Annotated in this window: 16 protein-coding genes and 1 tRNA gene; 7 read left to right on the forward strand and 10 right to left on the reverse strand. The window is 59.1% G+C overall.

The genetic code is table 11. The annotated features are described in order from the left end of the window. Position 1 precedes the first annotated feature (1 nt). The 3 genes from PFEN_RS28945 to PFEN_RS28955 all read left to right on the forward strand — a co-directional run bounded on the left by PFEN_RS28945 (position 2) and on the right by PFEN_RS28955 (position 2,205). Complete coding sequence (locus tag PFEN_RS28945; RefSeq protein ID WP_191489996.1) at positions 2-757, forward strand: ABC transporter substrate-binding protein; 756 nt, start codon at positions 2-4, stop codon at positions 755-757. 66 nt (positions 758-823) lie between these two features. Beyond that, on the forward strand, positions 824-1,516 hold the full coding sequence (locus PFEN_RS28950; protein ID WP_191489997.1) for an ABC transporter permease: 693 nt from the start codon (positions 824-826) through the stop codon (positions 1,514-1,516). Next, entirely contained in the window at positions 1,516-2,205 is a 690-nt protein-coding gene (locus PFEN_RS28955; RefSeq protein WP_191489998.1) for an ABC transporter permease, read from the forward strand. Before PFEN_RS28950 ends, PFEN_RS28955 begins: the two co-directional genes overlap by 1 nt. A gap of 49 nt (positions 2,206-2,254) precedes the next feature. On the opposite strand, the gene PFEN_RS28960 is transcribed toward PFEN_RS28955, so the two are convergent. After that, positions 2,255-2,668, reverse strand: a complete 414-nt coding sequence (locus PFEN_RS28960) for a winged helix-turn-helix transcriptional regulator (RefSeq protein WP_191489999.1) — start codon at positions 2,666-2,668, stop codon at positions 2,255-2,257. A gap of 86 nt (positions 2,669-2,754) precedes the next feature. Here PFEN_RS28960 and PFEN_RS28965 point away from each other — a divergent pair, with 86 nt between their 5' ends. Both PFEN_RS28965 and PFEN_RS28970 read left to right on the forward strand, forming a co-directional pair. Next, positions 2,755-3,609: an SDR family oxidoreductase gene (locus tag PFEN_RS28965; RefSeq protein ID WP_191490278.1), complete on the forward strand. Its 855-nt coding sequence runs from the start codon at positions 2,755-2,757 to the stop codon at positions 3,607-3,609. Positions 3,610-3,868: 259 nt separating this feature from the next. After that, complete coding sequence (locus PFEN_RS28970; RefSeq protein ID WP_191490000.1) at positions 3,869-5,080, forward strand: methyltransferase; 1,212 nt, start codon at positions 3,869-3,871, stop codon at positions 5,078-5,080. Positions 5,081-5,393: 313 nt separating this feature from the next. Here PFEN_RS28970 and PFEN_RS28975 read toward each other — a convergent pair whose 3' ends face one another. Genes PFEN_RS28975 through PFEN_RS28985 form a run of 3 tightly spaced genes read right to left on the reverse strand, consistent with a single transcriptional unit; the run spans position 5,394 to position 6,959 of the window. After that, entirely contained in the window at positions 5,394-6,044 is a 651-nt protein-coding gene (locus PFEN_RS28975) for an FMN-dependent NADH-azoreductase (protein WP_191490001.1), read from the reverse strand. Further along, complete coding sequence (locus PFEN_RS28980) at positions 6,041-6,493, reverse strand: GNAT family N-acetyltransferase (RefSeq protein ID WP_191490002.1); 453 nt, start codon at positions 6,491-6,493, stop codon at positions 6,041-6,043. The genes PFEN_RS28975 and PFEN_RS28980 overlap by 4 nt, the downstream gene beginning before the upstream one ends. Beyond that, positions 6,483-6,959: a carboxymuconolactone decarboxylase family protein gene (locus PFEN_RS28985; RefSeq protein ID WP_191490003.1), complete on the reverse strand. Its 477-nt coding sequence runs from the start codon at positions 6,957-6,959 to the stop codon at positions 6,483-6,485. Before PFEN_RS28985 ends, PFEN_RS28980 begins: the two co-directional genes overlap by 11 nt. Before the next feature lie 166 nt (positions 6,960-7,125). On the opposite strand from PFEN_RS28985, the gene PFEN_RS28990 reads away from it, so the two are divergent. Both PFEN_RS28990 and PFEN_RS28995 read left to right on the forward strand, forming a co-directional pair. Continuing rightward, on the forward strand, positions 7,126-8,556 hold the full coding sequence (locus tag PFEN_RS28990; RefSeq protein WP_191490004.1) for a PLP-dependent aminotransferase family protein: 1,431 nt from the start codon (positions 7,126-7,128) through the stop codon (positions 8,554-8,556). Positions 8,557-8,648: 92 nt separating this feature from the next. Further along, a tRNA-Thr gene (locus PFEN_RS28995) sits at positions 8,649-8,724 on the forward strand. Between the two features lie 545 nt (positions 8,725-9,269). Here the strand turns inward: PFEN_RS28995 and PFEN_RS29000 are convergent. From PFEN_RS29000 to PFEN_RS29025, 6 genes are all read right to left on the reverse strand, one after another. Then, a complete protein-coding gene (locus tag PFEN_RS29000; protein WP_318193402.1) occupies positions 9,270-11,072 on the reverse strand; it encodes a DUF3987 domain-containing protein in 1,803 nt (600 codons plus the stop codon). Positions 11,073-11,075: 3 nt separating this feature from the next. Then, the gene (locus tag PFEN_RS29005; RefSeq protein WP_191490005.1) at positions 11,076-11,369 is read right to left on the reverse strand and encodes a helix-turn-helix domain-containing protein; all 294 of its coding nucleotides are present in this window, start codon (positions 11,367-11,369) and stop codon (positions 11,076-11,078) included. 2 nt (positions 11,370-11,371) lie between these two features. Next, the gene (locus PFEN_RS29010; protein ID WP_191490006.1) at positions 11,372-11,569 is read right to left on the reverse strand and encodes a helix-turn-helix transcriptional regulator; all 198 of its coding nucleotides are present in this window, start codon (positions 11,567-11,569) and stop codon (positions 11,372-11,374) included. 250 nt (positions 11,570-11,819) lie between these two features. Continuing rightward, positions 11,820-12,617: a hypothetical protein gene (locus PFEN_RS29015; RefSeq protein ID WP_191490007.1), complete on the reverse strand. Its 798-nt coding sequence runs from the start codon at positions 12,615-12,617 to the stop codon at positions 11,820-11,822. Positions 12,618-12,801: 184 nt separating this feature from the next. After that, a complete protein-coding gene (locus PFEN_RS29020; protein ID WP_191490008.1) occupies positions 12,802-13,485 on the reverse strand; it encodes a hypothetical protein in 684 nt (227 codons plus the stop codon). A gap of 34 nt (positions 13,486-13,519) precedes the next feature. Then, the gene (locus PFEN_RS29025; RefSeq protein ID WP_191490009.1) at positions 13,520-14,956 is read right to left on the reverse strand and encodes a tyrosine-type recombinase/integrase; all 1,437 of its coding nucleotides are present in this window, start codon (positions 14,954-14,956) and stop codon (positions 13,520-13,522) included. Positions 14,957-15,051 lie beyond the last annotated feature (95 nt).

Consider the following 15,051-nt stretch of genomic DNA (forward strand, 5'->3'; position numbering starts at 1 on the left):
CATGCAGACCTGCAAAAAATTCCTCCTGGCCGCGGCCGTCTCCATGGCCTTCAGCGCCAGCGCCTTCGCCGAGACCCTGAAAATGGGTATCGAGGCCGCCTACCCACCGTTCAACAACAAGGATGCCAGCGGCCAGGTCGTGGGCTTCGACAAGGACATCGGCGACGCCCTGTGCGCCAGGATGAAGGTCGAGTGCAGCGTCGTGACGTCGGACTGGGACGGGATCATTCCGGCCCTGCAGACCAGGAAGTTCGACTTCCTGATCTCCTCGATGTCGATCACCGAAGAGCGCAAGCAGGCGGTCGACTTCACCGACCCGTACTACTCCAACAAGCTGCAATTCATCGCGGCGAAAAAAGACGCCGAGTTCAAGACCGACAAGGACTCGCTCAAGGGCAAGATCATCGGCGCACAGCGCTCGACCCTGGCCGGCAGCTGGCTGGAAGACCACCTGGGCGACGACGTCACCATCAAGCTCTACGACACCCAGGAAAACGCCTACCTAGACCTGCAGGCCGGGCGCCTGGATGCCATCCTGGCGGACAAATACGTCAACTACGAGTGGCTGAAAAGCGAGGCCGGCAAGCCTTACGAGTTCAAGGGCAACCCGGTGGAAGAAAGCGACAAGATCGGCATCGCCGTGCGCAAGAAGGACGACGCCCTGCGTGAGAAGCTGAACGCCGCGCTGAAGGAAATCATCGCCGACGGTACTTACAAGAAGATCAACGACAAGTACTTCCCGTTCAGCATCCTCTGACCCGTCCCGATGGCCGGCACCTCAACGCAAGGTGTCGGCTGTCCCTGGTAAAGCCTGCCTCTGCCCATGAATATCGACCTCTATGGATTCGGCCCGGCGCTCGCCGCCGGCGCGCTGATGACCGTCAAGCTGGCGCTCTGCGCCTTGTGCCTGGGACTGCTGCTCGGGCTGCTCGGCGCCTTGGCCAAGACTTCACCGTACAAACCGCTGCAATGGCTGGGGGGCGCCTATTCGACCCTGGTCCGTGGCGTGCCGGAACTGCTCTGGGTGCTGCTGATGTACTACGGCACCGTCAATCTGATGAGCGCGCTGGGCGAGGCTTTCGGTAATCCCGAACTGGCCTTGAGTCCGTTCGCCGCCGGGGTCACGGCCCTGGGGCTGTGCTTTGGCGCCTACGCCACGGAAGTGTTTCGCGGGGCGATCCTGGCGATTCCCAAGGGGCACCGGGAAGCGGGGATTGCGCTGGGCATGTCCAAGGTGCGGATCTTCACCCGGCTGATCATGCCGCAGATGTGGCGCATCGCCCTGCCGGGCCTGGGCAATCTGTTCATGATCCTGATGAAGGACACCGCGCTGGTTTCGGTGATCAGCCTGGAAGACATCATGCGCCAGGCGCAGAACGCCGTGCTGTTCAGCAAGCTGCCGTTCACCTTTTACCTGGTGGCGGCCTTCATGTACCTGGGGCTGACCGTCCTGGCCATGGGTGGCATGCATTTCCTGGAAAAACGCGCCGCTCGCGGTTTTGTGAGGACCACATAATGGAATGGGAAGTCATCTTCAAATGGCTGCCGAAGTTCTTCCAGGGCGCGGTGCTGACCCTGGAGCTGGTAGGCATCGCCGTGGCGCTGGGGTTGATCCTGGCCGTGCCGATGGGTATCGCCCGGGCCTCGAAGCTCTGGTATGTGCGGTCACTGCCCTACGGCTATATCTTCTTTTTCCGTGGGACGCCGCTGCTGGTCCAGTTGTTCCTGGTGTATTACGGCCTGGCGCAATTCGACGCGATTCGCGACAGCTTCATGTGGCCTTACCTGCGCAACCCGTTCTGGTGCGCGGCAGCGACCATGACCCTGCACACCACCGCGTACATCGCTGAAATCCTGCGCGGCGCGATCCAGGCTATCCCGCCGGGCGAGATCGAAGCGGCGCGGGCGCTGGGCATGTCGCGGACCAAGGCGATGCTCTACATCATCCTGCCGCGCGCGGCGCGGATCGGCCTGCCGGCCTACAGCAACGAAGTGATCCTGATGCTCAAGGCCAGCTCGCTGGCGAGTACCGTGACCCTGCTGGAGCTGACCGGCATGACCCGGACCATCATTGCGCGCAACTACCTGACGGTGGATATGTTCTTCACCGCGGGGGTGTTCTACCTGGTGATCTCGTTCCTGCTGGTGCAGGCGTTCAAGCAGGTGGAGCGCTGGATGCGGGTGGATGCCTGCCAGGGCCGCTAGCGCCGCATCCACCAGATCGTCAACCTCCATTACCTCGGGCACCTGATCCTCAGGTCAGCTCTTTGTCCGCGATCGTGCTTTCTCTCCTGAACTGCATGATCTCGGGCAGGTTGTCTTCGATCCAGTCGACCATTGCTTCCACCTTGGCGGCGGCGGCTTTTCCCAGGGGCGTCAACCTGTATTCCACGTAGGGCGGCACTACCGGGCGAGAGAGCCGATGGACCAGCCCATCCCCCTCCAGCCCCTGAAGTGTCTGTGAAAGCATTTTCTCGCTCACTCCGCCGATTTTTCGGCGCAGTTCACTGAAACGATGAGTGCCCTCCAGCAGAACCACCAACACCAGCACGCCCCACCGGCTGGTCATATGTTTGAGGACCTCTCGCGATGGGCAATCGGCATGCAGGAGTTCACCGCGACGGACTTTTGCGGAAAAGGTGTGAGGAGGGTTTTCTGGGTGGCTCATGACACTTACCTTTTTGTACGTACTTACTATTGGTTAGCCTGAATCGTAAGATGACCATTCCTCCCATTGGAATCAAGGTACTTCTCATGATTGCTGTCACGGGTGCTACAGGCCAGTTGGGCCGCCTTGTTATTGACGAGTTGCTTAAAAGCGTCTCCCCGGACGAATTGGTCGCATTGGTACGCGATCCGCTCAAGGCGCAAGATCTCAGCGCCAAAGGCATCAATGTTCGCCAGGCAGAATATGGCCAACTCGAATCGCTCAATCGCGCTCTGGTCGGTGTAGATCGGCTGCTGCTTATTTCGTCCAGCGAAGTCGGACAACGCAGTGCACAGCATCGTGCGGTCATTCAGGCGGCTAAATCAGCAGGTGTGCATCTGTTGGCGTACACCAGCCTGCTACACGCAGACCGATCGACGCTGGGCTTGGCGGTCGAGCATCGGGACACCGAGCAAGCGCTGGCAGAGTCCGGGCTGGATTACGTATTGCTGCGTAATGGTTGGTACAGCGAGAATTACACAGCAGGTCTGGCGCCGGCGGTCGAGCATGGAGCCATTCTGGGAAGTGCCCAGGAGGGGCGAATCTCATCCGCTTCTCGAGCAGATTATGCCAAGGCGGCAGCCATTGTGCTGACCCGTGAAGGGCAAGCAGGCAAGGTTTACGAGTTGGCGGGTGACGAGAGCTACTCGTTATCGGAACTGGCCACGGAAGTCGCCAGACAATCTGGTAAAGCCGTTGTCTACAACGATCTTCCCCAGGAGCAATACAAGGCAGCGCTCATCGGCATGGGCCTGCCGGAAGGGTTAGCGGCGTTGCTTGCCGATTCTGATGCCGCGGCAGCTAAAGGCGACCTGTTTGATGACTCCCGCCAACTGAGTCGCCTGCTGGGCCATCCAACCACTCCGATTGCTGAATCGGTTAGCGTGGCGCTTAAGCACTAACCGTCGTTTCAGGCCGCCGCATCGAGCGGCGCCGTCGATCCCCGGCCACCGAGGAGCCTGGTTTCGCCAGCAAGCCGGCGCTCATTAAAAAAAGGCTAACCCATTGACCTTGAAAAATCATTTTCAAGGTCAATTTAGCGCCCCGCCCAGTTCTTTGCGTGACAGCGCGGGGTCTTGGCGCCGAGACATCTCCTACATATCCCGTGATTGCTTTACATTGGCGCCTTACCCGCAAAGACTTCACCCCGGAACCCGCAGCATGCCCGTCATCCTCCAAGGCCCCGCCCTGCACACCCGCTTCAAGGCCCTGGACGCATTCCTCTCGGCCCACCAGCCCCTCTGGCGCCCACGCCCCTTCACCCACCTGCAATTGCCGTGGGAAACCCAACACCCGGAACTCGCCACCTGGCTCCGCCAGCGCAGCCTCGACGACGCCGAAGCCAGCCACAACCACCCGGAACACCTCACCGCCCCCGCGCCCTTCCCCGCGTTGGCAGCCGAATCCGCGGCACTGGCCACTGTCGGAACACTCCCCGACAGCACCCTGCCCCCGGCCAATCAGCGCCTGAACGTCGACGTCCCCGGGCGTAAATGGCAACAGATCGAAGCCTTCGCCGCCTGCCTCGACTTCGCCCAAGTGCCGAGCCACTGGCTCGACTGGTGTTCCGGCAAAGGCCATCTCGGCCGCCGCCTGCTGCAACCCGGCCAACAGCTGACCTGCCTGGAATACGACCCGGCGCTGATCGCCAGCGGCCAGCAGCTCAGCCAGCACCACCGCCTGCCGGCCCGGCACCTGCAACAAGACGTCCTCGCCCTGGATGCCGCCGCCCGCCTGAGCGCCGAACACACCCCGGTCGCCCTCCACGCCTGCGGTGACCTGCACGTGCGCCTGATGCAACTCGCCAGCCACGCCGGCTGCCGGCAACTGGCAATCGCCCCTTGCTGCTACAACCGCATCAATACGCCGACCTACCAAGCCTTGTCCGCCGCCGCGCAAGCCTCGGCCCTGCAGCTATCCCTGGACGACCTCGCCCTGCCCCTGAGCGAAACCGTCACCGCTGGCGCCCGGGTTCGTCGCCAACGCGACAGCTCCATGGCCCGCCGCCTGGCGTTCGACCTGCTGCAACGTCGTCTGCGACAAACCGACGACTACCTGCCAACGCCCTCATTGCCCAGCGCCTGGCTCGACAAGCCCTTTGCCGACTACTGCCGCGACCTGGCCGCGCTCAAGAAGTTATCCACAGTCGACGAACAGAACTGGACGGAGCTGGAGGCCGCGGGCTGGCAGCGATTGGCGCAAGTGCGCAACCTGGAACTGGTCCGAGGCCTGTTCCGGCGCCCGCTGGAACTCTGGCTGGTGCTCGACCGTGCACTTTTCCTGGAGGAACAAGGCTACGCCGTGCGCCTGGGTCTTTTCTGCGAAAGCCCGCTGACGCCACGCAATCTAATGCTACTGGCAGAGCGCTATTAACCAGCCCGAGGCACTGCACAGCCTGTGGATAACTCTGTTGATGCTTTTCCCGGACAGGCCCATAAAACAGCACCTGTAGAGCAAAAAGCTGACTGATCATTTTTTGTTCATAAAATAAAGCATCAGAAAAACAGATAGTTGCGAGGTGCTGAGAACTCGCTCACAAATTCGCCCTCTCCCCCATACCAGCGACCTATCACTTGTGCATAAGCGTTCTAGTCAACGGACATAATGCAGCCTTTTTCCAGGCCCGAAGCCCCTCTCGAAAACGCCACGCCTCCCTTGGAGCCCGCTTGCTGGCGATAGCGCCCGATCAGGCGAGACAAGACCCACAGGCCTCATCGCCAGCAATCGAGCGGCGACCGACTGTTCCTGCAAGCCCCCTCAGCAACGCCTCCCGAGCGGCCATCACACCTCGCTCAATCGCCTCACCACCACGAACGGAGCCTTGCAGATAGATGAACGTCAGTTGCTGAATGCCAATGCAACTGAGGATCGCCTTCAGATAAGGCGTGAGAAAGTCCGGCTGACGAGCTTGTTCACCCAGGATAAAACCCCCGGAACTGACCAGCACAAAGGTCGGGCGGTCCTTCAACAGCCCCACCTTCTCCCCCGCACTGTTCACCCCGAAACTGCGTTGAATACGCACCACCTGATCGATCCACAACTTCATGGCGGCGGGCAGCGTGAAATTATGCAGCGGCGTGCACAGCACCAGCAGATCGCTGCTTTCGAGCTCGACGATCTGCCGCTCGGACGCATGAATGGCCACATTGTCCATGCCCGCGACCGAGGTCACGGCCGTTGCATAGTCGCAGGTCAACGCGGACAGCGGCTCGCCACCCAGTTGGCGGTCGATGACCGTGCCGATGTCCGGCCAGTCCCGCAGCACTTCGGCAGCCAAGCGATAGGCCCGGGCTGCCTTGCCATGGGGGCTGAAGTTCAACAACAGGGCACGGCTCATACCGTCGCTCCCACACCCAGGTCCTGGGAAAAATGCATGCCTTTGGCCAATAACCCCTGGCGGAAATAGAAACGTTGCGCCAGGGGCATATGCATACCGGTGTCGAGTATCAGATAGCGATAACCCAAGGCCCGTGTGTGCCGACGCACTTCCTCCAGCAGCCCGGCACCCAACTGGCGCCGTTGCTGCGAAGCCGTCACCACCAGATCATCGACATAGATGAAGCGCCCATAGAGCAGATTCTCCGTCAGCCGAAAACCGGCCAGGCCAATCACCTGCCCGTGCTCACGCAGCGCCAGCAAGCGAAAGCCTTGCTCACGCTGACGGAAGACCTGTTCGACAAAGGACTCCACATCGGTCAAATGCGGCCGCAGTTCCTGCATCACCGCAAAACACTCGCGGCATTGGGCTTCGCTTTCGATCAGCGCGTACTCAAGATCATTGCCCATGGGACGTCTCTTCATGCTGGCGCACACCGGCCGGTACCAAGCGAAAGCTGACACCGACGCGGTTAAGCGCATTCATCAAGGCGACCGCCAGGGTCAGGTCGGCCAGTTCCTTTTCGCCGAACACCGCGGAAACGGCCTGGAAGTCCTCGTCCGGCACCTCGGTTTCCTGCACCCGGGTTACGCTTTCGGCCCAGGCCAGGGCGGCGCATTCACGGCGATCGAACAACGCGCCGCCTTCGCGCCAGACCGGCACCAGCAGGACCTTGTCGAGGCTCACGCCGAGTTTGATCAGGTCACGGGAATGCTGGCTGATGCAGAAGGCGCAGCCATTGATCTGCGAAACCCGCAGGTACACCAGATCGATCAGTTGCGGTTCGAGCCCGCAGCCTTGCAGATAGCTTTTAACCCCCAGCAGCGCTTTGTAGCCCAGGGGGGCGGCGTCGAAATAGTTGAGACGTTGAGTCATGGCCTGTTCCCGTTTGAGGTTGGTGAATGAATGGCCTGCAGTCTGCGGTGCGTGGAAACCGGCCAACAGGGCCAAGATCGAGCAAGCCGTTTGGGACATGACCCGGCTGAATCCACCCGCTCATCGGTTTAGACTTGGGCGGTACTGCATGACCACGGAAAAACCCATGCCTTCTGTCAACGTCGCCACCGAACCGGGGTTGCCCAAATACCTGGTGGTCTATCGCCGTATTCGCAGCGCCATCGACGACGGCCAATTGCGCCCCGGTGACCGCGTGCCTTCGGTGCGCGCCCTGGCGGCAGAACTCAATCTGGCGCGGGGCACGGTCGAAACGGCTTATGAGCTGCTGATCAGCGAGGGCTACCTGACGGCGCGTGGGCAGGCCGGGACCATCATTGCCCTCGACCTGCCGGCGCTGACGATGACGAGCAGCCCTGCGGAAAACGCCGCACCGACCGAACGGAATCAACCGCTGGCCCTGCAAATGGGGCTGCCGGCATTGGATGCTTTTCCGCGAAAGCTCTGGAGCCGGTTGATCACCCAGCGCGCCCGGCAAACCGATATCGCTGGCCTGAGCTTCAGCGACCCGCGCGGCTATGCGCCGCTGCGCTCAGCTATCACCACGTACCTGGGGCTGTATCGAGGCGTGCAATGCACGCCGGACCAGGTGTTTATCTGCACCGGTTACAACGCCGTGCTCGAACTGGTCTGCGAAAGCCTGGAGATGGGCGGCCAGGGTTGCTGGTTCGAGGACCCTGGTTATGTACATGCGCGGCAGATCTTGCTCAATCGTGGCGTAGAGCTGATACCGCTGCCGGTGGATGGCGATGGTTTGCGGGTGGAGCACGGTATTCGTCTGCATCCGGCGGCGCGGCTGGCGCTGGTCACTCCCGCTCATCAAAGCCCGCTGGGCGTGGCCTTGAGCCCGGAACGGCGGCGGGCCTTGCTCGATTGGGCGCAGGCGCAGTCAAGCTGGGTGCTGGAAGACGACTATGACAGCGAGTTTCGCTATCGCGGTCGTCCGCTACCGGCGCTGAAGAGCCAAGACGTGCATGACCGCGCGCTGTACGCCGGGACCTTCAGCAAGATGCTGTTTCCGGGATTGCGCCTGGCGTATCTGGTGGTGCCGCGGGAACTGGTCGAGCGCTTTGAACAGGTTGCCCGGCTGTGGCGCAATCGCTGCCCGGAACTGCTGCAGGCGACGGTCAGCGATTTTCTGAGCCAGGGGCACTTCACTCGGCATTTGAAGAAAATGCGCCAGTTGTACAGCGTGCGTCGGGCGTTGCTGGTCAAGGCGCTGGAAGAGCTGGGCGGCGGGATAGTGAAGGTCGACCCGCAGGCTGGGGGGATCAATCTGCTGGTGCGGCTGTTGATTGGGGTGCCGGATTTCCGGATAGCCGAGCAGGCGCGGGTGGCGGGATTGTCGATTGAGCCGTTGTCGCGCTGGCAACTGCTGAGCGGAGAGGAAGGCGGGTTGTTGATGAGTTTTACCAACGTGGCGTCGGCCGAGCAGGCGGCTGAAATAGCGGGCCGGTTGCTGGCGGTGATCGCGGCGGCACGGGCGACGGATCAGGACAAGGCCCAAGGTTGTCGGTAGCGGCGGATCGCAAGAAAGCCGTCTTCGCAAAAATAGTCAAATATCAGGGGTTTACAGAACCTCGCCAATCGCTATAATCGTCGCCCTAACACGCCGGTATAGCTCAGTTGGTAGAGCAACTGACTTGTAATCAGTAGGTCCCGGGTTCGACTCCTGGTGCCGGCACCATATAGATCAACGACTTAGGCTCACCTTACGGTGGGCCTTTTTCGTTTTTGCTCAACACTTTGCTCAACACTTCTTTCGGGCTGCCCTTCTCTGCTCAACACTTCACTGGGCCGCTCAGATGCGGGCAAGCCTCACACCTGCCAGGCTTGGTTGAAATAGCAACTGACCATTACGCGCGACCAATACGCGCGCGCGTAGTGCTTTGCCGTGCCCACTACCCGAAAACCACAGCGTGCTTGCCCTTTCAGCACACACGCAGCGACCTTAAGAAAACTCATGAATGTTAAGTGAGGATAAGGTGTCTAGCTGATCCTGAGCGATGCGTGCCCTGACCTTAGGATTGCTTAGGAATTGTTCGGGCCTCAAGGGCTTGCCCTACCTGAATACTGAGGATTTTGAGAATTTTGCGGAAAGCCCCGCCATTGTTGGGTTTGCGACTGAGGAAGGTTTGCGGAAGGTTGAGGATTTTTTGGCGGCGGCGTCTTTTTCTCCACGCTTTCCGCACTTCTCCGCAAAACCTCCTCAACCGCTAAGGCCCGGTTTTACTAGCTTTCCGCTGTTTCCTCAAAATCCTCAGCCTCCACAGCCAGGTTAATGCTGAAGTGCTTGCCGTCAGTGGTTAGCAGGTGGTGATGCGCCGCCAGCACGGCCAGCAATCGGTCGCGCGCATTGGCACTCTTGCGGGTGGTGGGCGGCCCTGATTTGCCCAGCTTGTCGCGGTGGAACTCTTGCCAGTCACCCGCCCGCTTCGGGTCGCACAGCCACTCCATTAGCGCAGCTGCCTGCTGTAGTAACGGGTCAGTTGCAGCACTGTCCGTATACCGCCGCCATTCGGAAAGTGAGTGGCGGACTATCGCAGTAGCACGGCACATACACTTGTCGTCAATTTCGGTCTTACCTTCAAAGCAGGCAAAGACGGCAGCCAGGCGACGGACAATTTCACCAGCGCGGCCAGCAAAGGGGCGCAGATTGGCAAACTTACCGAGGGCGGATTGCTCGCCCTCAACCTCATTGTAAAACTCAAGCCAATCCTGTTCGGCTTCATGGGTCAATTGCAGCACGGGCGGCTTAACTTCGCCTGTCTCGTGGTCAATCGCTTGGGGGGTTGCTGCAATAGCCTCACAACGCGCCCAGTAGCGCTGTAGTCGCGTGTCGGTATACGCCTTTCGGCCTAGCTGCTCAGCAGAGAGAAGGCGTGTCCCGGCAATACTGGCTGGGCTGGCGAACAGAAAGCGTGGCAAGAAGCCCTGACCACGCAACAGCGGATCTGCCAATGCGTCACACACCGTCACGGCCTGCGCCAGCAGGTTAAGGCTCAGGCGGCGGTGATAGGCACGCCCGGAACCTTCAGCGTTGCCGTTTGAGCGAGTGCGCTCAACGCCTCCAGTGTCAAACGCTTTGGTCAGGGCGCCCAGGGTTGCGGCGCGGGTGTCTGCTTTGAGCGATGCACCGCCCAGCACTTGGCCGCCCTCATCCGTGTCCCAGCAGGCGGCAGACATACCGCGAATAAATGCACCGGCAATCGGTTCAAAGGTGGCGTCCGTGAATTGCGTGCGCGGGTCGGCTGGCCGTGGGTTCTCTGCTAAGTGCTGCGCTAGCTCTTTGCCTTTAAGCCCCTGCGCAAACGAGTCCATTTCGGCGCAGGCTTTCTTGTGATCGCTATCAGCCTTCTTTTCGGCCTCATCTATCGTCTTGGAAGCCAAGGCTCGACACCCACTCTTACGGTCGCCAGAGTCGGCCAGAGTCAGCGTGAACAGAGAGCAAGGCATACCATCAGGGTTGTGAATATGTGGGGCGTTAACACGGGTCTGCGCCAAGTAGACAGCCGCGCCTATAACGCACTGCGCAGCCAGCGCCAACGGTGCCTGTACATGCTCAGCAATGGCTCGGGCGGCATCACGCATAAGGGGCGGTAGTGCCTCGATAGGGTAGGGCTCTGCGGTCTCCAATTCAGGCAATAGCGGGCGCGGTTCGGGGCACGGCTCCAGTATTTCGACACTATTTAACCCTCCACGGGTTGTGTCTTTCTGGCTGGTGTATATCTTTTTGGTAGCGATACCGTTAGCTGTAGCCGCTGCCATAAGCATCTCAGCCGTCCATTGCTTATCAGCAGGCAATCGGCCAGGGTCTGTTATAGCACTAGGCTCGTCGGCAGGCGGCTCAGGCTCCTTTGTTGGCGTATTGGAGTGCTCAGGTATTGGCAAGTTCTCACAATGCCCGATACCACTGTCAAAGTCGGCATTAGACGCCACCACATACGTTTCTAGGGGGGGCACGTCTCTAGCGGGCATATTGCCAATGTCGGTGACGCCGTGCGGATCGTTGTCCGGCTCACAGGGCATATTCATTATTTAGGTCGCCTCGCGCAATAATACATACAGCGCAACACCATGATGGGTGCGACCTTGGTCGTCGGTCGCACTAATACGCTGGGTGTGTATCGGGTGGCCGCGATCTTTAAGCTCTTTGATCCTGGCGGCAGGCATCAAGATATTCAGCTCGCTGCGGGCGGTCAGGGTGTCTATAGGACCGTTACTACGCATCCAATTGAGCAACCGGCGACGTTGAGCACTACCGCTATCGCTAGTAGGATGGCTGGTGAATGTATTGTGGCTGGCCGTTTGGTCGGCCTTTTTTTTGTCCATGATTAGGCCACCTCGCCCTGACGGGTAGCCAGCCAGGCATCAAGCTCGGACTTGCGATAGCCCACGGCACGGGTGCTCAGCTTGATTTTGCGAGGGAAGCCCTCAGTCTGGGAAAGACGCCAAAGGGTTACAAGCGAGATACCGCCCAGGTAGTCTGCGGCGGCTTTGTTGCGGTAAATGGTGTCGGTTGCTTGGTTCATTTCATGAGGCCTCACATAATTAGCAGAGGCTCCATTTCAACGTTTTTACAAAGGCTCGTCGTTTGATGGATTGGTGAGCAACTGACCACCTTTCCGCCAAAGTATCTGGTCAACACACCTGCCTGCCCCCAAGGGCAATCCGGCGCAACGGGGGAATGCGATTGCCGTGTTGCTGCCGCACAGGTGGGCACGCGTTTAGTCGCGCAAGACGTGAGGGCGGACGTTTGCCACGCGGGTAAATGTCGCCATACTACTGATTGAGGCAGAGAGGATAATTTCGATAGTCCGACCTGGAGTCAACTTTGCAGATTTGTTTTCCAGCAGCACTAAACAAATAAAGGACTTCATCCCTACCGTGATCCGGGGAAATCTCATTACGCCAGACCAGCACATTCCCAATATGTTTTGAAGAGTTACTGAGCCCAAAGTCAATCATCACGAAATCTACTCTACCTGGGCCCAAATATTTAGGGTGAGGTTTCTCCCCCTGAAGCACTGGCGACACTGGAAAGAAATATATTGCGTCACTAGTCGCCCATGCCGGGGTTTGGAAATAGACAATTTTGTTGAAATCGTCATATCCAGTGATATGAAAGTCATCAATGGATTTAGACGGGTCGTCATCTGGCTTTTGAGTCATAAGCTCCGTACGCATGAGACGCCCCGTATTTTCGTCTACACGCAGCAAAATCAGCGCGGCTCTATAGCCGCCTGCCGAGTAATCCTCCCCGCTTTTTAAACGCTGGTGAGCCGTAACAATAGCGGCAGATCCATTTTTAAAAAAACCATTCATTCCGGAGGTAACCTCCATTCCGGGGCCCGCAGCCCACTGGGTAACCTCCTCACCCGTGTAGCAAACCTGGTGAGTGTCAAACTGAGAGTTCATTTCTAACCCTGTATGCGGCAGCGCAATGAAGTGGTCTTTCCCACGCGATTTCAAAGATTCGAAGCCATCGAGGCAATCCTGCTTCTCGGCGAGAGCATAGTCAGAAATCAGAAAAACGATAGGGAGCAAAAGCACCCCTAGAGTTTTGTGGATGGGAGTCATGACGCAAGCTCTCCTTAGCGGTGGGGCGGGCCCGCTTTATCTAGGCCCTCCGGTGTTTGTAGGTGTCTGACATTACGCCAGTTAAAAGATCAGGTCGATTGTTCGCGGTAGTAATGGCAGCTACCTGCCCTCCCTCACAGATCCGTACACCAGCAGCATTGGCACCATCGTTTTTAGATGGGGATTAAGAAGCTGAACCTTCTCGCCAAATTTCCTCGGCCTCTCTAATCAGCGCCTCCAAGCCATTTTTCTTAATACCTACCGCCTTCAAGACTCCATCGCAAAATTCAGCAAATGGCCCCATTGCTCCACCTGCCGAGCCTTTTCGCTGAAATTTCGGCTCGCCATCACCCGCCCGCGCCCAAATGGCAAGCAATGCGCGAATGGCCTCCTGCCGAACCATGTTCCCGCCTTTAACCTTTTGAGCGGGTTCAGTGGGCTTAACATCTGGTATTAAAGAAATTAAATCACCAAGTCGACACAGAAGCGACTTCTCCAGCGTTCGACTTCCGACTGTTCCTGCGGGGGTCAGAAACATGGCCTCCGTCGCACCAATTGCAGAACTCAACTCTAAAGGTGTTCTCCCTTCACTCAAGAGCTTATATAGCGTATCCGCAGAGTCTCTAATCTTTTTCAAGTGCATCTGGTGGTCAAAGTCGAACTCTTCAGGCACCACCCCCCCTTTCGGCAAGCCCTGATTCTCAAATTCCCGCCAAACAGCAAGGGGGCTTGCATTACATCTAGCCAAGTCATGAGCGAGTTCTGAAAGAGCAATATCAGGAGTCGCACCTTTCTCCTTCACCAAATAACCAAATAAATAACCTTCCAACCCATGAACCACATCGTAGTAGCTCCGAGGCTTGCGCATGACCGCCATTCTCTTTTCAAGACTCTTACTCCTGCTAACCATGCCTACCCCTCAGTTGCACCACGTTGCCAGCAGGCACGACTCCCACAAGCTCATCCAAGTAGCGCGCCCACTTGTCCAAATCAGCGCGCTTTTCCGGTAGATAGTTCCAACGGTCATAGTGCTTTGCCTGTACCCCGCTGCGGCCATGCGACAGCAGCCAGGCCCGACGCTGCTCATCGGTGCCCAGTTCGGCCAGGTGGGTTTCAACCGTGGCGCGTATGGTGCGCCAGGTGAATCGACGGGTTAGGCCACGCTCGGCCAGGTCGTTGCCCAGTTCGCTGTAAATCTTGAGGGCGGTATCAGGCGAAAAGGGACGCGCCGCCAAAGCGAAAGGCCCGGCTAGTTTGCGCGGCTCGGCATCTTTCTCAGCCAGCAACGGAGCCAGCACCTCAGCCAGTCGGCCACCAATGGGCAGCAGGTGATCGCGTGGCGGGCTACCCTTGCCGCCTTTGTAATCCACAAGGCGCAACAGGGGGCCATGCTCGGGATCGTCTAGCAGGTCATCCCACGTCGCCCGACACAGCATCTCGACACGCTGCCCGGCTAGGTAAAGCATGGCCTTGGCAATCGACTGGCGGCGGCCTGGCAGATCCTCCAGGGCAGCCAGCAGGTGCCGCAATTCATCCTTGCTCAGCGCCTCGGTATTGGCGCGCTCTGCCCCTTCAATCGTCGGCATATCAGCCACGGGGTTATGCGACAGACCGAACTGCACGGCGTCACCGGAGCGCTGAGGGTTCAAGTCATGCTTGAGCCCAAAGGCAAAAGCTGCGCGCAGGTAGGCCCGCAAGCGGTTTGCAGTGGTGAGTTTTCCGTTGCTGGTGCTGGCGGTTGTCTTGCGCTGCCCTCGGCCTTTCTTGGCTGGCGGCCTGGTCAGGCAGTGACGCAGAATTTCCGTTATATCCCCGGGCTGAATTTCTTTTGCCTTGCAGGCAGCCAGCGCGGGAAAAGGGGTCAGCACGTTAAGCCGGAAAGAGCCTTGCACGTCTTTCGCGCTGCTCTTGCCCTTGCGCTGCATATCCTCAATATAGGCCGCCAGCAGTTGCTCGAAAGAGCCCTGGCGAGCCTCCAGGCTTGCCGCGCGCTCAGCCATTGCCGCTTGCTGGCGCTGGTGCTCATCGAAGGCCGCCAAGGTAGGGAAGCGGCGCACCTCTGCTGATACGCGCTCGGTTTCTTTTCGCCAGTAAGCAAGGCCACGGGTTAGGCCATCCTCGCCCATCTCCCCGAAGGTGCCCAGCTTGCGGCGCTCTTGCTTGCCGTCACGGCGCAGCGCCAGGTAAACCTCGACAACTCCAGTCGGGCGGCGCTCCAGCAGCATCGAACCCGCGCCACGCTCCCCCAACTGCTCGGACAGGGTGCGCGCCGACAGGATCTCGCCCCCTTTTTTCGTTGTTCCGCTGATAACCCATGCTTTTACCTGGGTATCAGTCATCTTGAGCCCCATTTCACACGCCCTCTAGACCGTTTTCATGCTCAACACTTTGCTCAACACTTCTCGGAAATACAAGGGAATCTTGCGTAATCCTC

The organism is Pseudomonas sp. FEN (assembly GCF_904067045.1).
GTDB lineage: Bacteria > Pseudomonadota > Gammaproteobacteria > Pseudomonadales > Pseudomonadaceae > Aquipseudomonas.

Coding starts and splice junctions, on each gene's coding strand:
- PFEN_RS29005 (WP_191490005.1), bottom strand. CDS start 11,369: ATGGACAAAAAAAAGGCCGACCAAACGGCCAGCCACAATACATTCACC.
- PFEN_RS28985 (WP_191490003.1), bottom strand. CDS start 6,959: ATGACTCAACGTCTCAACTATTTCGACGCCGCCCCCCTGGGCTACAAA.
- PFEN_RS29020 (WP_191490008.1), bottom strand. CDS start 13,485: ATGCGCAAGCCTCGGAGCTACTACGATGTGGTTCATGGGTTGGAAGGT.
- PFEN_RS28950 (WP_191489997.1), top strand. CDS start 824: ATGAATATCGACCTCTATGGATTCGGCCCGGCGCTCGCCGCCGGCGCG.
- PFEN_RS28955 (WP_191489998.1), top strand. CDS start 1,516: ATGGAATGGGAAGTCATCTTCAAATGGCTGCCGAAGTTCTTCCAGGGC.
- PFEN_RS28990 (WP_191490004.1), top strand. CDS start 7,126: ATGCCTTCTGTCAACGTCGCCACCGAACCGGGGTTGCCCAAATACCTG.
- PFEN_RS29015 (WP_191490007.1), bottom strand. CDS start 12,617: ATGACTCCCATCCACAAAACTCTAGGGGTGCTTTTGCTCCCTATCGTT.
- PFEN_RS29010 (WP_191490006.1), bottom strand. CDS start 11,569: ATGAACCAAGCAACCGACACCATTTACCGCAACAAAGCCGCCGCAGAC.
- PFEN_RS28945 (WP_191489996.1), top strand. CDS start 2: ATGCAGACCTGCAAAAAATTCCTCCTGGCCGCGGCCGTCTCCATGGCC.
- PFEN_RS28960 (WP_191489999.1), bottom strand. CDS start 2,668: ATGAGCCACCCAGAAAACCCTCCTCACACCTTTTCCGCAAAAGTCCGT.
- PFEN_RS29025 (WP_191490009.1), bottom strand. CDS start 14,956: ATGACTGATACCCAGGTAAAAGCATGGGTTATCAGCGGAACAACGAAA.
- PFEN_RS29000 (WP_318193402.1), bottom strand. CDS start 11,072: ATGAATATGCCCTGTGAGCCGGACAACGATCCGCACGGCGTCACCGAC.
- PFEN_RS28965 (WP_191490278.1), top strand. CDS start 2,755: ATGATTGCTGTCACGGGTGCTACAGGCCAGTTGGGCCGCCTTGTTATT.
- PFEN_RS28980 (WP_191490002.1), bottom strand. CDS start 6,493: ATGGGCAATGATCTTGAGTACGCGCTGATCGAAAGCGAAGCCCAATGC.
- PFEN_RS28970 (WP_191490000.1), top strand. CDS start 3,869: ATGCCCGTCATCCTCCAAGGCCCCGCCCTGCACACCCGCTTCAAGGCC.
- PFEN_RS28975 (WP_191490001.1), bottom strand. CDS start 6,044: ATGAGCCGTGCCCTGTTGTTGAACTTCAGCCCCCATGGCAAGGCAGCC.